Annotated in this window: 10 protein-coding genes and 2 tRNA genes; 9 read left to right on the top strand and 3 right to left on the bottom strand. The window is 59.5% G+C overall.

The window, feature by feature from the left end; all coding sequences use genetic code 11:
• Nucleotides 1–21 precede the first annotated feature (21 nt).
• The 4 genes from fbp to TERRO_RS03690 all read left to right on the top strand — a co-directional run bounded on the left by fbp (nucleotide 22) and on the right by TERRO_RS03690 (nucleotide 3,877).
• Nucleotides 22–990: a class 1 fructose-bisphosphatase gene (gene fbp / locus TERRO_RS03705; RefSeq protein ID WP_157178242.1), complete on the top strand. Its 969-nt coding sequence runs from the start codon at nucleotides 22–24 to the stop codon at nucleotides 988–990.
• Between the two features lie 8 nt (nucleotides 991–998).
• On the top strand, nucleotides 999–2,288 hold the full coding sequence (locus tag TERRO_RS03700; RefSeq protein ID WP_014784658.1) for an alanyl-tRNA editing protein: 1,290 nt from the start codon (nucleotides 999–1,001) through the stop codon (nucleotides 2,286–2,288).
• A gap of 100 nt (nucleotides 2,289–2,388) precedes the next feature.
• Nucleotides 2,389–2,464, top strand: a tRNA-Ala gene (locus TERRO_RS03695).
• 435 nt (nucleotides 2,465–2,899) lie between these two features.
• Nucleotides 2,900–3,877, top strand: coding sequence for a universal stress protein (locus TERRO_RS03690; RefSeq protein WP_014784657.1), 978 nt, complete (start codon nucleotides 2,900–2,902; stop codon nucleotides 3,875–3,877).
• A gap of 520 nt (nucleotides 3,878–4,397) precedes the next feature.
• On the opposite strand, the gene TERRO_RS03680 is transcribed toward TERRO_RS03690, so the two are convergent.
• A complete protein-coding gene (locus tag TERRO_RS03680) occupies nucleotides 4,398–5,804 on the bottom strand; it encodes a glycoside hydrolase family 30 protein (RefSeq protein ID WP_014784656.1) in 1,407 nt (468 codons plus the stop codon).
• Nucleotides 5,805–5,886: 82 nt separating this feature from the next.
• The gene (locus TERRO_RS03675; RefSeq protein WP_041592435.1) at nucleotides 5,887–9,354 is read right to left on the bottom strand and encodes a TonB-dependent receptor; all 3,468 of its coding nucleotides are present in this window, start codon (nucleotides 9,352–9,354) and stop codon (nucleotides 5,887–5,889) included.
• 219 nt (nucleotides 9,355–9,573) lie between these two features.
• Here TERRO_RS03675 and TERRO_RS03670 point away from each other — a divergent pair, with 219 nt between their 5' ends.
• From TERRO_RS03670 to TERRO_RS03660, 3 genes are all read left to right on the top strand, one after another.
• Nucleotides 9,574–11,835, top strand: coding sequence for a winged helix-turn-helix domain-containing protein (locus TERRO_RS03670; protein ID WP_014784654.1), 2,262 nt, complete (start codon nucleotides 9,574–9,576; stop codon nucleotides 11,833–11,835).
• Nucleotides 11,836–11,887: 52 nt separating this feature from the next.
• Nucleotides 11,888–13,264 carry a hypothetical protein gene (locus tag TERRO_RS03665; protein ID WP_014784653.1) on the top strand — a complete coding sequence of 459 codons (1,377 nt, stop codon included), beginning with the start codon at nucleotides 11,888–11,890 and terminating at the stop codon, nucleotides 13,262–13,264.
• A gap of 51 nt (nucleotides 13,265–13,315) precedes the next feature.
• Nucleotides 13,316–13,390 (top strand) — tRNA-Gly (locus TERRO_RS03660).
• Nucleotides 13,391–13,482: 92 nt separating this feature from the next.
• On the opposite strand, the gene TERRO_RS03655 is transcribed toward TERRO_RS03660, so the two are convergent.
• Entirely contained in the window at nucleotides 13,483–15,102 is a 1,620-nt protein-coding gene (locus tag TERRO_RS03655) for a S41 family peptidase (protein ID WP_014784652.1), read from the bottom strand.
• 290 nt (nucleotides 15,103–15,392) lie between these two features.
• On the opposite strand from TERRO_RS03655, the gene TERRO_RS03650 reads away from it, so the two are divergent.
• Both TERRO_RS03650 and TERRO_RS03645 read left to right on the top strand, forming a co-directional pair.
• Nucleotides 15,393–17,327 carry a peptidylprolyl isomerase gene (locus tag TERRO_RS03650; protein WP_014784651.1) on the top strand — a complete coding sequence of 645 codons (1,935 nt, stop codon included), beginning with the start codon at nucleotides 15,393–15,395 and terminating at the stop codon, nucleotides 17,325–17,327.
• 62 nt (nucleotides 17,328–17,389) lie between these two features.
• Entirely contained in the window at nucleotides 17,390–18,376 is a 987-nt protein-coding gene (locus tag TERRO_RS03645) for a 3'-5' exoribonuclease YhaM family protein (protein ID WP_014784650.1), read from the top strand.
• The last annotated feature ends 15 nt before the right edge of the window (nucleotides 18,377–18,391 follow it).

Genomic DNA, 18,391 nt, shown 5'->3' with positions numbered 1-18,391 from the left:
CCGAGTGCTACGCTTATGCCCATGGCGATGACCCTTTTTCAACATGTGCGACAGCGGCATAACGCGGATCTTGGGGCGCTGATCACAGCGATTGCAGATGGCGCTGCGGCCATTGAAGCAAAGATCCGCACAGCGGGCCTGGCCGATGACATTCTGGGCGCGGCTGGCAGTGAAAACATTCAGGGCGAAGAACAGCAGAAGTTGGACGTCTTTGCCAACCTGACCCTCATCGATGTCATGAAGGCACTGCCCAGCGTAGCTGCTGTCGTTAGCGAAGAAGATGATGAGCCGCTCATCTTCCCAGACCGGCCGAATGCGAAGTTCATCGCCATCTTTGATCCGCTGGACGGCTCTTCCAACATCGACGTCAATGTCAACGTTGGCACCATCGTCTCCATCCAGGCCGTCGAGCCGGGCAGCGACGTCCGTGCTGCAATCCTGCAGCCGGGAACGGCGCAGGTGGCAGCGCTCTATGTGAACTACGGTCCTTCTACGATCCTCGTCTATACCGCCGGCAAGGGTGTCCACGCATTCACGCTATCGGACGGTGAATTCCTGCTGAGCACTGGCGACATGCTGATGCCGGAACACGGAACCTACTACTCGATGAACGAGGGCAACATTGGCGAGTCACTGCCCGTGTATGCCAAGGCTATCGGCCGCTTCCGCGATGGAACGCTGATGGGCCGGAAGTACAGTTCACGTTACGTCGGATCGTTCATTGCGGACTTCCATCGCACGCTGCTGAAAGGTGGCGTCTTCCTCTATCCTCCGACGAAGAAGGCGCCCAACGGCAAGCTACGCCTACTGTACGAAGCGAATCCCCTTAGCTTTATCGCTGAGCAGGCTGGCGGCGCTGCAAGCAACGGTCGTTATCGCATCCTTGAGATCACGCCGACGGAACCGCATATGCGCACCCCGCTGATCATCGGTAGCCAGAGTGAAGTGTCTGCGATCGGCGGCATGATCACGATCACGCCAAGGGAGTAGCACTTTTCGTGAGTCATGCTGCCGAACGCATCTACTACGACGAGCCTTGGACCCTGGAGTTTACGGCTGAGGTCACGGCTATCCGTGAGGTCGCCCGAGTTGACGGACGACAGGTTTGGCAAATCGCGCTGGACCGCACTGCCTTCTATCCGACCAGCGGCGGACAGCCGAACGACACGGGCAAGCTGACTGCAACGGCGCGCTCCGGCGCGTCGCTGGATGCTCCAGTCACCGACGTCGAAGAAGACGAAACGGGCGAAGTCTGGCACACAACATCGAAGCCTCTACAGGAAGGCACCGCGGTCCGCGGCACTGTCGATTCCGTTCGCCGCCGCGACCACATGCAGCAGCACAGCGGGCAGCATCTGTTGTCGGCAGTTCTGCTACGGGACTTTGACGCGAAAACGGTTTCCTTCCACCTTGGCGAAGATCTATCGACGATTGACCTAGATGGCCCGGCCCTGGATGATGCCCAGTTCGATCAGGCGGTGACGCGTGTCAATGATGTCATCGCGGCTGCACTCCCCTTCTCGATCCGCTATGTCGATCAGGCGGAGGCCGAAGCGATGCTCGCCGCGGGCGTGCTGCGGAAGTTACCGCCGCGCTCTGGCCGGATTCGAATCGTGGAGATTGGCGAAGGGATCGATACCAACTCCTGTGGCGGCACACACGTCGCAACAACTGCACAGATCGGCCCTCTGCTGATCCGTGGCACCGAGCGAGTGCGAAACACCATGCGGCTGTCCTTTGTGTGCGGCGACCGCGCAATGAGGGCTGCAGAGGCCGACTTTCATCTTCTCAAGACGCTCTCGCAGGCACTCTCGACCGGAGTCGAAGCCATCGCCGCCAGCGTAGGACGTTTGCAGGCTGACTCAAAGGCCACCGCCAAAGAACGGGCGACTCTGCTGGCCGAACTCGCATCGCTCGAAGCGGAAAGGATGGCATCGCGCGCTGCGGAGCTCACGCTGGAGCGCGGTTCGATTCTGGCTCTGACGACTCGCCTGGATCCCCGGCATTCGGGCCGCGATGCGAGCTACGCAAAAGCGCTGGCATCCTCGCTGATCAGCACGACGTCCGTCGCTTTGGCCCTGATCGGCATTGCGGAGCCGGAACGCATGGCCGTCGTCCTTGCAGCAAAGCCCGGCGTTGCAGACTGCGGGACGCTTCTACGCCTGACACTGGAGACGCTGGGCGGACGCGGAGGCGGCGGCAAGGACCTGGCGCAGGGAGCGATGCCGACCGACCGTTTTGACGATTTGGCAGCCACTATAAAGGCGCAGGTATCCCAGAGAGACTAACGCCCATCCGGCGTTGAGTGGCAATCTGCTTCCTGCTACACTCAGGAGAACTGTTGCAGCAAACACACGCCGCGCGCCCGCGCGACGAGAGCAACACGAAGGGCCTGTAGCTCAGCTGGGAGAGCGCCTCGTTCGCAACGAGGAGGTCAGCGGTTCGATCCCGCTCAGGTCCACCAATTCAATCTTGGTTTACGCCGCTCCGACAACCCCATAACACTGTTTGAGTTAGTCCGCTGGCTCCGCTCGAGAGACAATTCCTTGATCAGCCCACCATAAGTCCGATCTGCACGTTATGCATTCGCACTCGCAGGCGCCGATTCAGCACCATATCCAAAACATTAGTTATGCCGGGGAAGAAGGTATAACTCCCGAAGAAATCAGGAACTGACCCGGCAGAAGTCATAACTTTTTGTCAATTGGGATGTCAGCAATTTTGGAGATAGTCTGCAGCTTCTCTAATCGCCCGGAACGCGATAGCTAGACGTTCAAAAATATTGCTATACTCTTCGCGAATCCTTCTGCGCATCGCTTGTGTACCGCCTGTGATTTCTATCACCACCGCTGACCCTCTCTGTAGTTATTCTTGAGTCGGCTGGAAGGGGGCAAGAAACATGCAAGTTTCGCAGCTCAATGATGTTCTCAGCATGCTACCGCGACCAGACAAGTTAAGGATCAATAGGATCCTTGTCTCGTTGGACTTCGATGATCAGGCCCTCAGGGTTCTGGAAGCTGCGCTATGCATTGCCAGGTACTTCCATTCCGAAGTCTTCCTGGTACATTCGGTCTCGACTCATTCACCGGATGAAAGAAGCGGCCACGACGGCGCGTGTTTTCGTGAATCCTGTATTCAAGCTGGAATTAAGAGACTCAAAGCAGCAGTGGCTGCTCGACCATCTCTGAATTCTGTCACTCACCATGAGATTGCTGCCGCTGAATCACCCTTTGAATTAATTCAGCAACTTGTCACTTCGGAGCAAATCGACCTCATCATTGTGGGATCACATGGTGCGTCTGGCCTCGCACGCATTGCCACAGGATCCTTAGCGGAAGGCCTGATGAGGCGAGCAAGCTGCCCGACGTTAATCGTCGAACCCCATGCAGTCGTATCCGGCAACCCATTCCGCAAAATCTTGCTCGCGACAGACTTGGGTAAAAGCTGCGCCTCTGCGACGAGCTTTGCAGCCGCAGTAGCGACGCGTTTCCAGGGTGAACTGTACGCGCTACACGTGATCAACCATAAGAAAGTGCCGCTGCTCGCACAGTCGCAGGAGGCGGAAGAGATTTTTGCACGTCATCGCATGCGGACAAGCTTGCTGCAGGACATCACCTCATCGTGCACTGTTGGACTAATCGCGAAACACGGCGTGCCGCAGAACATCGTTGTTCAGACTGCGGAAGAGTATGGGGCCGGCGTCATCATCACAGGCATATCGGAAGGCATGCTGCACGATGAACACGCACCATGGTCGACCTTCGCTGCAATCGTGAGAGAAGCGCGGTGCCCCGTGCTGGCAATCCCAAACAGGCTTCCAATCGATGTGCTGATGCCTCCACAGTTTAGCGCTATGCTTGCGCAACCCCAGATCTAAGCCGCGAATCCGGGGCCTCGCGGAGTATCTGCTAACTCGTCAGCGTTAAAGTTGTACGTAAGTCAGCCTTTACCGGGCCGCCTGCGCATAAGTCGTAAGCTCCTGGCCCGGTTACCCGAATTCGACTGCTCGCTCTCCAGTAAATAAGTTCGTTGGACTGCAACGTCGGGTGACGGTGCGTCGCTCGTGCGGTTTCAGACTGATTCGTTGGAAGGCCTAGAGGCTTCCCGCACGCTGGTGAATGTAGAGTTACGCGAGATCATCGCCTGCTATCTCGAAGGCATTCTCTACGTCGACGGTTACCTGCAATGCTGCCCCGTTCGAAGCGTCTATGGAGACGCGTGTCATCGAGCCTTCGAGCACCGTGACCGTGTCTTCTGGATAGTCAGCGAGACTCCGGAACCCATCGTGTCTGCCTTGGCATTTGCAAGCGGTCCAATGACTGCCAGTCAACTTGAACAGAGACAGAGGGAAGGCTGCCAACAGCAAGAGACACATCCTAAATTCGGAGCAACAATGCTCAGCGACCGTTCCAGGTGTAAGTGACAAGCGAATGCGCAGGGAGCGTAACCGAAGCCGAGCGCTGGCGCCAGTTCAGACTGAGCGACTGGTTCGCATCGCCGGCATTGAATGCAAGCAGCGCAATGGTGCCGTCAGTATTACGGAAGGCAACTTGCTGAACGCCGGAGCCAGTCGCCTCCGAGGCAACGCGCACCGCTCCCGGATGAACAAACTTGCTGGCATGTTCAAGAGCGTAAAAGTCACCGTTCCAGGTGATTTTCGCCGGGTGTTGCGAAGAGTCAATGGTCAGCAACCCGCGGCACGTGCCGCATCCGCCAGCATGCGGATTACCCTTGGGATCAAGCGCTATGCCCCAGAGGACAACGGCCTTCGCCCAATGTTGCGTCGATCCGATGATCAGATCCGCAGTGGTCGCTAATGGCGCTTGTTTCTGCCACGTGCCACCGGAACACTCAGTCATCCAGATGCCCTTTGTTGGATCGGCATTGTGCATGCCATCCTGCGCGTTAACGGCTCCACCATAGCAGTGCATCGCAGAGCCGGCAGTAAAGGGGCGAGCAGCAGGATCAGCAGTTACTTCCAGCGGGTACTCCGGATGATCCCAGTTGTGGTCGTACGCGAGTACCTGCGTCTTCAAGCCGGCAGCGCGTAGCGCCGGGCCAAGATCACGTCCGATGAAGCGCTTCGCCTGATCGGCCTTCAGCAGCGTACCGGGATAATCCTTCGTCTCATTCAACGGCTCATTCTGGATGGTCAGATACTGCGGCTTGATACCTTCCTGCTGGAAGGCCTGCAGCGACCGCACAAGATACTTTGCGAACGCCGGCTCCGCGTCTTCGCGCAGCATGCCACCGTTCATGGTGGGTTTGGTCTTCATCCACGCCGGCATGCTCCACGGCGATGCTATCAAGGTCATACGCGGATTTAGCTTCAATGCTTCCCGCACCGTTGGAAACACATCGACGCGATCTTTCTCGATGGAGAAGTGCGCCATTGCGGGGTCCTGCTCCCCAGCTGGCATGTCGTCGTAGCTGTAGTGAGTGCGCGATAAATCCGTGGATGCAATCGGCAGGCGCATTGCACTCAGGCCGATTCCCTGCGTCGGAGAAAAAAGTTTCGTCATGACATCGGCGCGCTGCGTGGCAGTCAGTTCGTGCTGCAACAGGTATGCCGAACCCTCGACAAATGCGGCGCCAAAGCCATCGATGACTTGAAAGCGTTTGCTGTCATCGATCGAGATCGAAGACGAAGCGGCGGTAGCCTGCTTCTGAAACTTAGCTGCTGGCATGGGCACCATCGTCCGTGACAGGTCGACAGTAGTCTGCACAGCTTGCACTGTCTGTGCCGTGAGTGGTGTTACGAGCACAATTGCCGAGGTGAAGAGCAGAAATCTAGAACAGGTCACGCGGATCCTTCTTAAGACGCTGAGTTAGAAAAATACTGGGCTGACCTGTAGGTCAGCCCAGTGTCAGGAGGGATACCGCGGGTTAGAAGTAGATCTTTGCTGCCAACTGAATCACACGCGGGCCGCCAGGACCGCTTGGGCTGCGAACGCCGGTTGGCGTACCCCATGCGGAATCCTTGACGATCGACAGTGGCGTATACGTGTTACTGGCCGAGTTGTAGCTGGGCAGAGTCACGTTTGCGCCGTAGTCACGTGAAGAGAAGTTGGTGTGATTGAGGACGTTGAAGAACTCGCCGCGGAGCTGAATGTAGCGACCACCATCCGACTTGCCGAATGCGAAGTTCTTGAAGATCGAGCTATCCCAGGTGACGAGAGCATCGTTGCGGATGCTGCCCGGTGCGCCCTGCGTCGGTGCGCCGATCGTTGGCAGGATCAGGTTGCCCTGTTGATCCACACCTACGTAGGCCGGCGGCGTCTTGCTATACTGGCGTCCGCCGGTAAGCTGATTGGCAGGCGAGTACAGTGCATTGCGAACGGGGTTGCCACTCTGGAAGTTTGCAAGACCAGAGAGCTGATAGCCGTCCGTGATGTAAGCCATGAAGCGCGATGCACTACCGAAGTGCTGCGCGATCTTTGGCAGATCATAGACGTAATTGATAGAGCCGATGTTACGACGATCAAATCCGGCAGGACCGTAGCTGTAGAGCTTGGGGTTGAACTTATCGACGAATGTCTCGTCGGCAGTTGAAGTCGTCATCGCCTTGGACCAGGTGTACACGCCGCCAAAGGTCAGGCCGCGTGAGAACCGACGCTGCACAGAAAGCTGCAGCGAGTGATAGTTGGAGGTACCGTCGAACTTGTAATACTCCAACTGGTCGTAGCCCTTGTAAGGCGCCAGGTAGTTCGTCTGGTAAGCATTCGCGCCGCTGAACGACAAGCCAGCCGCACGATACTCAGGTGCAAGGTTCGGTTCTACCGCGGGCACAACGCCGCCGGCATACTTCGACGGATCCTGCGCTGCCCGTGTGAAGGTGGTGCCATACGGGATCTGGTTCAGATCGCGCGCAGTTACCTGGTGACGGGACAGCGTTCCAACATAAGCGACATCGAGCGTGGTGCCCGGTGCAACTTCACGCTGAATACCAAGCGAGTAACTATAGGTGGTCGGCACCTGGCCTGTAATATCAGCGCCGTAGATGCCGGACAGAACACCCGGAGCCGACTGTGCCGCGGTTGCGATTCCTGTGATGTTGCCAGTGGTCAGCGACGGTGTGGTTACAAGAGCCGGATTACCGAAGACCGTATTGAAGACCAAGTTGCCCTGCGAACGGTCATGCGAGATACCGAAGCCGCCACGGAGAACGCCCTTGCGGTCGCCAAACGTATCCCACGAGAAGCCAACACGCGGCTCATACATAATGCCGCGGCTGTTCCATCCACCCTTGGGCAGCGTACCGTTCGAGGCATAGGTCATGCCGTTCAGGCGATTGCCCGTGCCGCCAACGATGGCGCCGCTGGTGGGGTTGATGGCGACGGCAGCTGCCGGATCATAAGCAGACGGCGTGAAGAGAGCGATCTGGTTCTTCGCGTCATACTGCGGCGGGATGTAGACGAAACGAACGCCGTAGTCCAGGGTGAAGCGCGACGTGAGCTGCCACGTGTCCTGAGCGTAGAACTCGAACTGGTTGTAACGGAAGAACCCTGTTGGACGCGCGCTGCTCTGCGAGAAGCTGTTGAATGACCCAACCAAAGCAGAAGCAAAGGGCGAACCCTGGTTGCTGGACGTCGATCCGGCAAGGCAGCCACCAACACTGGTGCAGGCGTTGCTGAAGCTGAACTGCCCGTTGCTATTGCCGTAGCTGATCTGATCCTTACGCGCCCGCTGGTAGAACGCACCAAACTTCATGGTGTGGCTCTTATAGCTCCAGCTCAGGTTGTCGTTCGCGTTGATCGTCGTGGTGGCCTGGTGCCAGGGTGTGGAACCGAGGTAGCTGCTGGGATAGTTCTGGCCGTTGCCGCTGAATGAAAAGTCCGGGATGGACGTGCCCGACGTGACCGGGAACAGCAGCGGCAGGTTGATGTTGTTCGCACCAACGCTGATGTTGCCGTTTACACCCTCAATGCGCGAGCGGTAAACGCTGGGTCCAACGCTGACTTCATTCACAACTGTTGGCGTGATGGTGCTGGTCAGGTCAAGCGAAGCATTCCAGCCGGGCTGTGAGTTCGTGCAACCGCCTGCAAACTGTAGGTTCGAGCTGCACTGCAGACCGAAATTGCCGAAGGGGCCCATCTGCGTGTCCTGGTTGTTGATGTAACGGCCGAAGAGACGCTCAGTCGAGCTGATCTGGTAATCCACGCGGGCAATGTACTCCGTGCGCGGGTGATCGAATGACAGAGGATCCTGGCGGTTATAGGTTGCGTTGCTCGTCACGTTGGGCTGCGGATACAGGTTCAGAATGCGCTGAATCTGCGTGTAGTTCGCCGCCTGTGCCGGGGTCAACTGTGCCGCCGTCACCTGGTTGTTGGCGAAGGGAAGACCAGTGTTCGGGTTGTAGATTGTCAGCGCGTTGCCGCTGCTGTCTTTGCTCTGGCTGAAGTCGCCCGTGCGTTCCAGCGCGGTGGGTACCCGGTACTGGTTGACAGCGCCCGGCTGCAACTGGCGGTAGAACTCAGTCGAGAAGAAGAAGAAGAGCTTGTCCTTCACGATGGGTCCGCCAATCTGTGCTCCGACGGTGTTCAGTCGGTACAGCTGCTGAGCGGTCTTGTTACGGTTCTCCAGCCAGCTACGCGCGTCCATGCCTTCGTTGCGATGGAAGAAGTGCACATTGCCGTGAAAGTCATTTGTGCCGCCGCGAGTAGTGACGATGATCGATCCGCCGCCGGCCTTGCCGAACTCGGCCTGATAGTTGCTGGTCAGCACCTTCACTTCCGCAATCGCGTCTGTGTTGATGGTTACCTGCGTGCCGCCGTTGTTGCCGGTGTCGACGTTGGATGCACCATCGATGGTGAACTCGTGCTGGTTCGCGCGGGTGCCGTTGACGCTGTAGCTGTCCAGGCCGCCGGTGCCCGATACGCCGAAGCTGCCCGAACCGGAGACGCCGGGGATGACGCGGACGATATCGAGAACGTTACGGCCGTTGAGAGCGATGTCGTTCAACTGCTTGCCGGTAATGAGGTCCGAACGCTCGCCGGAGTTCGCCTGAATCTGCAACTGACCCTGGTCAGCGGTGACGCTGACCGTCTGCGCTTCGGTACCGATCTGGAGCTGGAACACGCCGGCATTCAGACGGTCAGCTGAGCTCAGGATGATGCCATCCTTCTTGAGCTGCTGGAACCCCGTCATGGAAACCGTCAGCGTGTAGGAGCCGCCGGGCAGGTTCGGCAACGAAAAGGTGCCGTTGGAGCCCGAAGTTACAGTACGCGTGATGCCCAGCGTGGGCGCGGTGGCGGTGACCGTCGCACCAGGGACCAGCGCCCCGGATGTATCCTGAACGGAGCCGAGAATGGTGCCGGACGTAACCTGGGCACCCGCGAAGCCGGAAGCTCCCAAAGCCAGGACACAGGCAACTGGAAGGGACCAAAGAGGGCTGAACGCGACGTTGGATTGGGGAACTAAGAGGTTGCTCCAACTGGCCAAGCGGAGTTTGGAACGAGAAGATAGCACTGTGTTTCTACCTGCTTTCAACTGCTTTTCGAACGATCTGAACCCTAGGGGTCAGAAGTAACGGTTGTCCTGAGAACCCTCCGAAGGTTCCCTGAGGTTTTTCTGATGGAACGTAAGTCCCCCAATGACAATGATTTACTGGAAGCACGGGGGAACTGTCTAAAGCCACCAGCGCCATTTATCGCAGGAGGCTGGCTTGTCGAGCCGGAGCTCAACAGCCTGCGAAGAGGCACCGTGGAGCGTCACCTGGAACCTAAGGTGATGAAAGTACTGTTGGCTCTGGCCGAGCACCCCAACCACGTCGTCTCGAAAGACGATCTGATGACTGCAGTGTGGCCCGGGACCTTTGTCAGCGACGATGTGCTGACCCGTTGCATATCGATGTTGCGGCGTGCCACTCGAGATGACCCGTCACGGCCGCAGTTCATCCAGACCATTCCCAAGGTGGGTTACCGGCTGGTCGCTGCGATTGAAGAAGCGCCGGTCGAGAAAGAGCCGACGCAGCGCCGGCTCAATCCCCAGCCTGAGACTTCTGATGTCAGTCCCGAAGAAATGGTCACTGCTATTCCGGAGATCGCGCATCTCCCGGCAGCCACGGCTGTCCCGGAGCCTGCATCCACTTCAACCCGCCAAGTGCATACTATTTGGATCGCTGCCGCAGTGACGGCACTGTGTCTCCTGGCGATTACGGCGTTCCTAATTCTGAGGAGTTCCAGAAACGGGTCCCGCGACGTCGTCCTCCGAACGCTTCCCTTCACCAGCCAGGCTGGCGAGCAGTTACAACCGGCCTTCTCTCCGGATGGCGGCTTACTTGCCTACGTGGGCCGCTCCAGTGATGGCAGCAGCCAGCACCTCTTCCTGAAACGCATAGGCGCGGAGCAGACGCAACAGATTACGGATGGCCCCGGTCAGGATTTCAGTCCCACCTGGGCACCGGATGGGAAGCAGATCGCCTACCTGTCCCAGGCGCCGGACGGACTCGGGATCTTCCTGCTGGATCTCGCGAACCACTCCTCCAGGCGCGTCTTCGTTCCGCAAGAGATCACCCATTGGGAAGAGGGTGGCCTCTCCTGGTCCCCGGATGGACACTCTCTCGTCTTTCCCGATCACCCTGGCTCAAATCCCAGTGCCTCCATCTTCCTTCTGGATTTGGCGACGCTGCAGGCGCATGAGCTAACGCGTCCTCCTGACGGTTGGGAGGGCGACCTGACACCGGCGTTCTCCCCGGATGGGCAGCGCATCGCTTTCACCCGCGCCAGCGAGACAGCGATACGTGACCTTTTCTGGGTGGCCTCGACCGGTGGCGAGGTGCATCCGCTGACGCACGACCGCACCTACATCGACAGCCTGGCGTGGGCTGCGGACGCTCGCTCCATCATTTTTTCTTCCAACCGCGGCGGCAAATCCGCCCTATGGCGTATGTCCTTGAAAGGCCGCGAGCCGGAACGGATGCCGATGGGTACGGAAGACGCCGCGCAACCCGCGATCAGCCGCGTTGGTGCCGTAACCAGTGTCGCGTACACACAGGGTTCGGCGGTCTGGAGCATCATCGAGGTGGCCGCAGGCTCTGACACGGAACCCAGGGCAATCGTCTCGTCCACCCAACAGGACTCTGCGCCGTCATTGGCGCCGGATGGCAGGCGTTTCGCATTTCAATCGCAGCGCTCCGGCTTTCAGGAGATCTGGACTGCCAATGTCGATGGGACAAACCTGCAGCAGCTCACGCATCAGAGCGGGCCGTTGACCGGCAGCCCTGCCTGGGCCCACACGCGAGACCAGATTCTCTTCGACTCGCGAGTCGGCGGCCACTCGCATATTTTCGCTATCTCTGCGGGCGGACAGGCGCAACAACTGACTTCGGGCGAGTTCAACGACATCACGCCGCGCTGGTCCAACAACGACACCACCGTCTACTTCCGATCCAACCGCGGCGGGCGCTGGCAGGTATGGCGCATGGACATGCAGAGTCGGCAGCCAGAACCGGTGACGACAGAGGACGGGATCGTTCCGCAACCTTCGGCGGATGGCAAGTGGATCTACTACACGCGCGGCGGCGAAGACGGCCTATGGCGTGTTCCCGCGGGCGGTGGTACGGAGACGCGCGTTCTGCCTCAACCCGCGGCCGGTTACTGGGGCTTCTGGCAGGCGATGCCGCGCGGCATCTTGTATCTCGATGTGAGCGAGAGAGCGCTGCGCCTCTACGATCCCACGACCGGGGCAAACAGCCTCGTCGCTCGCCTGCGGCGTATGCCTCCACAGTTTGCTGGCCTTACAGCCAGCGCCGATGGACACCGCATCCTGCTCACCGACGAAGCACAGGCCGGCCGACACATCACACTGACGGAAACAGGTCCGGCTCCGCAATAACTTCCGGCCGTGCCGATAGAATCCATGCAGCGCCAGGACATTGAGAGTAACTGTGAATCAGCAAAACGAAGCGCAAGCCGCCTCTCAAAGCATCTGCAACGGCTTGGTCGATGAAGCGTCAACTCGTACGCGGCTGCTGGCCTGGCTGGGGGTGCTGCTGCCGATTGGGATCTTCTGGGCAACGTGCATTCGCTATCTGTCCCCGTTGCCTGTAGCCGACGACTACGATGCCGTGTTGCTGTTCCTGGTGCACTTGCGGCATATGCCAACACGAGGCGCACAGATCGCCGCCATCATCTTCGAGCAGCACAATGAGTACAAACTGGTATGGCTGAACGTGGTGACAGCACTTCAGTACAGGCTATCCGGTCACGTGAACTTCATCGTGCTTTCGTTGCTGGGCGATCTCCAGATCATGCTGCTGGCGTGGCTGCTGTGGAAGTCATTCGTAAGAGAGAGCGTCCGTGGCACGTGCAGGCTTGCCCTCTTCGTACCAGTGGCATTGATCCTGTTCCAGACTAACTACGCCGAGACGCTCGACTGGCCGATGGGTGCCCTCCAGAACCTTGGCGTCGTGACCTTTGCGCTTCTTTCGTTATGGCTGATCAACCAGCCCGGCACCGGTGCGTTCGCCGGTGCATGTGTCGGACTGACGCTTGCCATCGCGGCCTCCGGGAACGGCTTCTTTCTGTACCCGGTCGGCCTACTGTTTTTGTGGCAGCAGCGACGCTTCAAACTCATGGCGATATGGACGCTGACGACGGTCGCCTGCGCGGCACTTTATTTCAACCACTACACGCGCTTCGCGCCCGGCCCGGGCAACGCCTCACACCCCGGTCTGCACCCCGTCTTCATTTTGTCGTTCCTTGGATCTTTCGCCGGTGTCTCGTTGCCTGTAATCCGCTTCGCATCCGTGCCTGCAGGCGCGTGTGTTCTGGCGGGCATCTTCATCGCGGCCAGACGCGGTTATCACCGTCGCAACCCGTCGATAGCCGGCTTCATTCTGTTTCTGCTGATCACCGCGCTCGCCGTCTCGCTCACGCGCGGTGGACTCGGGTACGTGCAGAGTCTATCGAGCCGCTACAAGATCTACTCTGACCTGTTGCTAATCTGCCTTTATGCGGTCGGTATCGATTTTATGCAGGGCCAAACGGCTCCGCGACGCCATCGCGCCTATACGTGGAGCGTAGCAATAGCCTCTGTTCTCTTCCTGGTCGGTACGGCATATGGCATCCGAAGTCTCAGGACACGATTTCAGCAGCTGAATCAGGGCCTTGCCATCTACCAAAAGAGCCACGGAATGGACGGTCCAGTCCCATTGCCAGCGCATGGAACCGCCGATGAGCGGGACGGGGTAGCAGCCTTCAACGTGCATTTTCGAAATTCGCTGAACGAGGCCGCAGCAGCCAATGTCTACCATTTGCCGTAGCGCGTTTCCCGTATGCGGCCACGTGACCATCGGCTTATAATCACCGCACGAGCGGGAGTAGTTCAGTGGCAGAACGTCAGCTTCCCAAGCTGAATGTCGCCGGTTCGATCCCGGTCTCCCGCTCCAAATGATTTCTCAGCACCAGCATGGACGGACGCTCACCAAGAAGAAAGCGGCACTCCGGTTGGAGTGCCGCTTTCGGTTTCCCGTACAAATGCTTACTTGATGCTTGCAGTTCTCTGTTCCTTGCTCTTGTCGCTCCGCTCTTCGAGTGCAAGCGCTTCCGGCATGAAGGTGAGCGCCTTGGCGATCTGCGGGTCGTCGTCCTTTGCCGCTCGGAAGCCCTCGTTCGCACCGAACTGCGAGATGAACAACTGGCTGCGGATATTCATCTTGATCCATGAGAGATTGGTGTTAAAGTCTGCGTCGCTGTAGTCGACCTTGTCCGTCTTCAGGAAGCTCTTGAAATCCGTCAACACTGCGTCATCGACCTGGAAGTTTTTGTCGATGCTGCGGTGCGCCAGGTAGTGCTTCATGTAGTCAAAGAAGGCCGCATGGGAGAGCAGATTGTTCTCAAATGCGTTCGAATGAGGCGATTCAATCTTCTCGTCCGGCGTGATTCCGCCACCGCCGTAGACCGTACGGCCACTGTCCGTCTGCTTCACCTCAAGATTGCTCTTGTCGGCCGGCTTCGCGTCGTTACGCACGTAGTAGTAGTCGTAGAGCGAGACGCCGTTGTAGTCGCGCTGGATCAAGCGACCGCTGGGTGTGTAGTAGTGGTAGGTCGTCAACGCAAGACCAGTGTTTTCAGCAATCTGAAAGACGGTCTGCACCAGGCCCTTACCGAAGGTGGTTTCACCGACGATTAGCGCGCGATCGTGATCCTGCAGGGCGCCGCTTACGATCTCTGCGGCAGACGCCGTATTGCGGTTTACGAGGACGATGATGGGATACTTCTTGCCCTGCTCGCCGTGGTTCGCCTTGTAGACGACGTCCTGGAAGCTGCGGCCCTTCTGGCTGACTACGATGTCGCCGCGGCTAAGGAACTTGTCGCTCATGGCGACTGCTTCATTCAGCAGGCCACCGGGATTACCACGGAGATCGATGATCAGGCCGGTCATCTCCGGGCCAAACTTCGTCAGAGCATCGCCCACTTCGTGCGAGGTGGTCTCCATGAACTGGGTGACGTGGATGTAGCCGATGCCGGGCTTGATGAAGTAGGCCAGGTCGACCGAGGGCCGCGGGATCTCGTCGCGCGTCAGATCGAATGTCAGCGGCTTATCGGCGCCCTCACGCTGCATCTGCACGGCGACGTGGGTTCCCTTGGGTCCTTTGAGGAGGTTGCTGACTGCGAGGGAGTCCATGCCGTCTGCGCTCTTGCCCTCGATGAAGAGGATGGCGTCGCCGGGCTTGATGCCTGACTTGTAGGCGGGCGATCCATCGAACGTGTCGATGACAACGACACGCTGGACGCCGTCCTTACCCATCTGCGGCTGGATGTGCATGCCGACGCCGTAGTAGCGTCCGTGCTGGTCCTCGCGCATCTGCGCGTAAGCCTTTGGATCATAGAAGTTACTGTGCGGGTCCAGCACGTGGAGCATGCTTGGGATCGCGCCGTCATAGATAACCTTGTCGACCTTGTCCGTGTCGAGTTTGTCAGCGTAGTTCCCCTCGACGACCGAGTACACGTCGGTGAACTGGTGCAGACTGTCGCGGACGGTGCTTTCATCCGTGGCGCTTTGAGCGTTCACACGACCGTTCAACATGGAACCAGCCAGCGCGCAGGTGCCGAAGAACAGCGATAGGGAGACAAGGGCGCGGCGTGTACGTGTCGGCATGCGGTACTTGAACCTCAGCGTGGTGCGTGGGCCATCTGCCTGTGGAACGGCAGGGCGCTCCAGAGTAAGACGGAGTATAGCACCGGAGCGTCACCCGGGACTTGGTCCGCAGGCGCGGAATTGTGGCGGATTCGCCATCGTGAGCCCACGTCCGGACGCGCGAAGAGCGGTCTGGCACGCGTAGAATAGGACTCGTCTATCCAGCGCGCTTCCCTGTCCGTCCAACACTCTGTGGGCACGGCGCGGGCACGCGCGGTGTGGCACGCTCCGAGTCTCCTTTGCAGGTACGCATGACCGAATCGACCAGGCTGTTCCGCGCCGGCATCTTTGCCGGTTTGCTTCTCTCCACCGCGGCTGTTTCCGTGGCACAGCAGGCTCCCGCAGCCGCGCCTTCTGCGCTGCCGGTTCCTCGCTACCAGAGCCCGGCCGTGCCGCAGGCGCCCGCGCCTGCGCCGGTACCGGAGTTCAATCTGCCGCAGACGCCTGCCATCACGCCCAATGCGACGGTGGTGGAAGACGTGATCGTCCGTGTCAACGACGGCATCATCTCTCGGTCGGACCTGGAGCGCGCTGAAGCGAGCCTGCAGCAGGAACTGGCGCAGAGTCGCGGCGCCGCGGGTGACGCCAGCGAGCGCCAGAAGAACCTGCTGCGCGACCTGATCGATCAGCAATTGCTGCTGTCGAAGGGTAAGGAGCTTGGCATCAATCCCGACGCCGAAGTGATTCGCCGCCTGGACGAGATCCGGAAGCAGAACAATCTACCGACGATGGAAGCGCTTGAAGCTGCTGCGCGGTCGCAGGGCGTGTCATTCGAAGACTTCCGGGCCAACATCCGGAACAGCATCATTACTGGCCAGGTCGTCCGCGACGAGGTCGGTCGCACCATCCGCATGAACCGTGCGGACGAGCAGAAGTACTATGAGGCGCACAAGGACGAGTTCGTGCAGCCTGAGCAGGTTCGTCTGTCGGAGATCCTGGTACCGACTGCGGCCAATGCCGATGAAGCGCAGATTGCAGCCGCGCAGAAGTCCTCGCAGGCGATCTACGACAAACTAAAGGCGGGCGCGGACTTCGCTGCCACCGCCAAGGCCTCCTCGGGCGGACCGACGGCTGCGCAGGGCGGCGACCTGGGCCTGTTCAAGCATGGTGCTCTCGCGCCGGTGCTGGAAGAGAAGACCTTCGCGCTGCCGGTTGGTGGATTCACGGAGCCAACGCGCACGCGCCAGGGCTACGTGATTCTGAAGGCGGTCGAGCATCAGCAGGCAGGCACACCGCCGCTGGAGCAGATCGAGGGCGAGGTCCAGAACGCCATGTACCAGGAGGCGATTCAGCCTGCACTGCGTGCCTATCTGACGCGACTGCGTGAGGAAGCCTTTATCGACCTGCGTGCTGGCTTTGTGGACAGCGGCGGCAGCACGAAGCAGACGAAGCCTGTCTTCGCGGCCTACGTCGCACCGACACCGAAGAAGAAGACCGAGAAGCAGCGCATGGACGCTGCTGCAGCCAATCGCATGGCACAGCAGAAGACGACTACCGCTGCTGTGGCCGTTCCTGCATCGCAGGTCCTGGACAAGAACGGCAAGCCGAAGAAGGTGAAGCGTGAGAAGGTCCGTATGGGCCAGGCTCCGCGGACGGCTCTGCCGGATGCTCCGGAGACTGCGGAGGCGACCACGGACGCGGCTGCTCCTGGAGCCGCGATCAGTCCTCTGCAGAGCTCGGCGAACACCATCTCTGCCAATGCTCCGGATGAGGATGCACTGACGCAGAAGCAGGCGCCTCGTCCCAAGACTCGCTATGCTTCGCGCGAGCCTGAGGTGAAGCAGGAGAAGATCCAGGCCAAGGTTACGAAGGTGGTTGAGAAGGCCAAGGCGACTCCAGTGGCTGCGACCAGCGAAGAGAAGCAGACGCAGAACGTTCAGGCTCAGGCGCTTGGCCTAAACGGCAGCAACGCCAAGAAGCAGAAGATGAAGCGCAAGAAGGGCGATCCGAAGGATCGCCTGCAGACAAAGCCGATCGAGCCGAAGGCTCCTTTGAACGACAACGGTCTGCCTGACCGCCTGCACCAGCTCAACGCTCCGACGCGTCCTGATGGCAGCAAGGTGACGAGCGACAGCACGACGCTGGCGCCGGCGGCACAGCCTGCTCCTGGGAGCACGCTGCCGAGCCAGTCGCCTGCCGGGACGGGTTCCGCACCGACCAGCAACCAGCCAGTCCCGCAGCAGTAAGCGGGTTACGAACTACGAAGGGCGCGGCGCGAGCCGCGCCCTGCACACAGTATTCTGGAGCTATGAAGGACTTCTATATTGCCGATGCGGCGCAGCATGAGAATGCCGTTGTCACGTCTTACTTCCTGCTCTCCCAGATCTCCGCGCGTGACAAGAAGGGCGGCGGTGGACAGTACCTGGCGCTGACGCTGGCGGACAAGACCGGCACGTTTGAGGCGCGCATGTGGGAGGACTTCGGCAAGGCGCTGACGTCGTGCTCGCAGGGCTGCTATGTCAAGGCGATGGGTCGCATCGACAAGTACCAGGGACGTTTCCAGATCACGCTGCAGCAGATGCGATCGGCTGCTGAGACCGAGATCGATGTGGCTGACTTCCAGCCTGCGACGCAGTATGACATCGACGCACTCTGGGCTGAGCTGAACGGGTTCGTCGATGGCTTTACGAACACTCATCTGCAGAAGCTGGTGCGCAGCTTTCTGGATGATCCGGAGCTCGGTCCGGCGTTCCGGTCGGCTCCTGCGGCCAAGATGCTGCATCATGCGTGGATCGGTGGTCTTCTGGAGCATGTGGTGTTTCTGCTGCGGTTGTGCGGTCGTGTTGCTCCGCAGTACGTGGACGAGGTCGATCCCGACCTGCTGATGACGGCTGCGATCCTGCACGACTTCGGCAAGGTCCGCGAGCTGGCGTGGAAGACTTCGTTCAGTTACACGACGGAAGGCCAGTTGCTGGGCCACATCACCATCGTGATCGGCATGCTGCGGGATCGCATGGCTACGATGCCGGAGTTCCCGGAGCGACTTCGCATCCTGGTGGAGCACCTGATCCTGTCGCATCACGGCCGGTTCGAGTACGGATCGCCGAAGCTGCCGATGACGCCAGAGGCGGTCGTCTTCAGCGCTCTGGATGATCTTGAGGCGAAGATGCAGAACATGCGGGCCGAGTTCGCGAAGGCGGTTGAGTCCGGGAAACGCCCGGATGATGTCACCGAATTTTCTCGTTCGATGGATCGGGCGTTGTTGAACTCCAAGGCTTATCTGGCAGGGGTGTGAGGGGTACCCCCTCCC

Origin of the sequence: Terriglobus roseus DSM 18391, from assembly GCF_000265425.1 — a bacterium.
GTDB lineage: Bacteria > Acidobacteriota > Terriglobia > Terriglobales > Acidobacteriaceae > Terriglobus > Terriglobus roseus.
The sequence above is the reverse complement of the archived record's forward strand: the minus strand, read 5'-3'. Positions and strand labels throughout refer to the sequence as shown.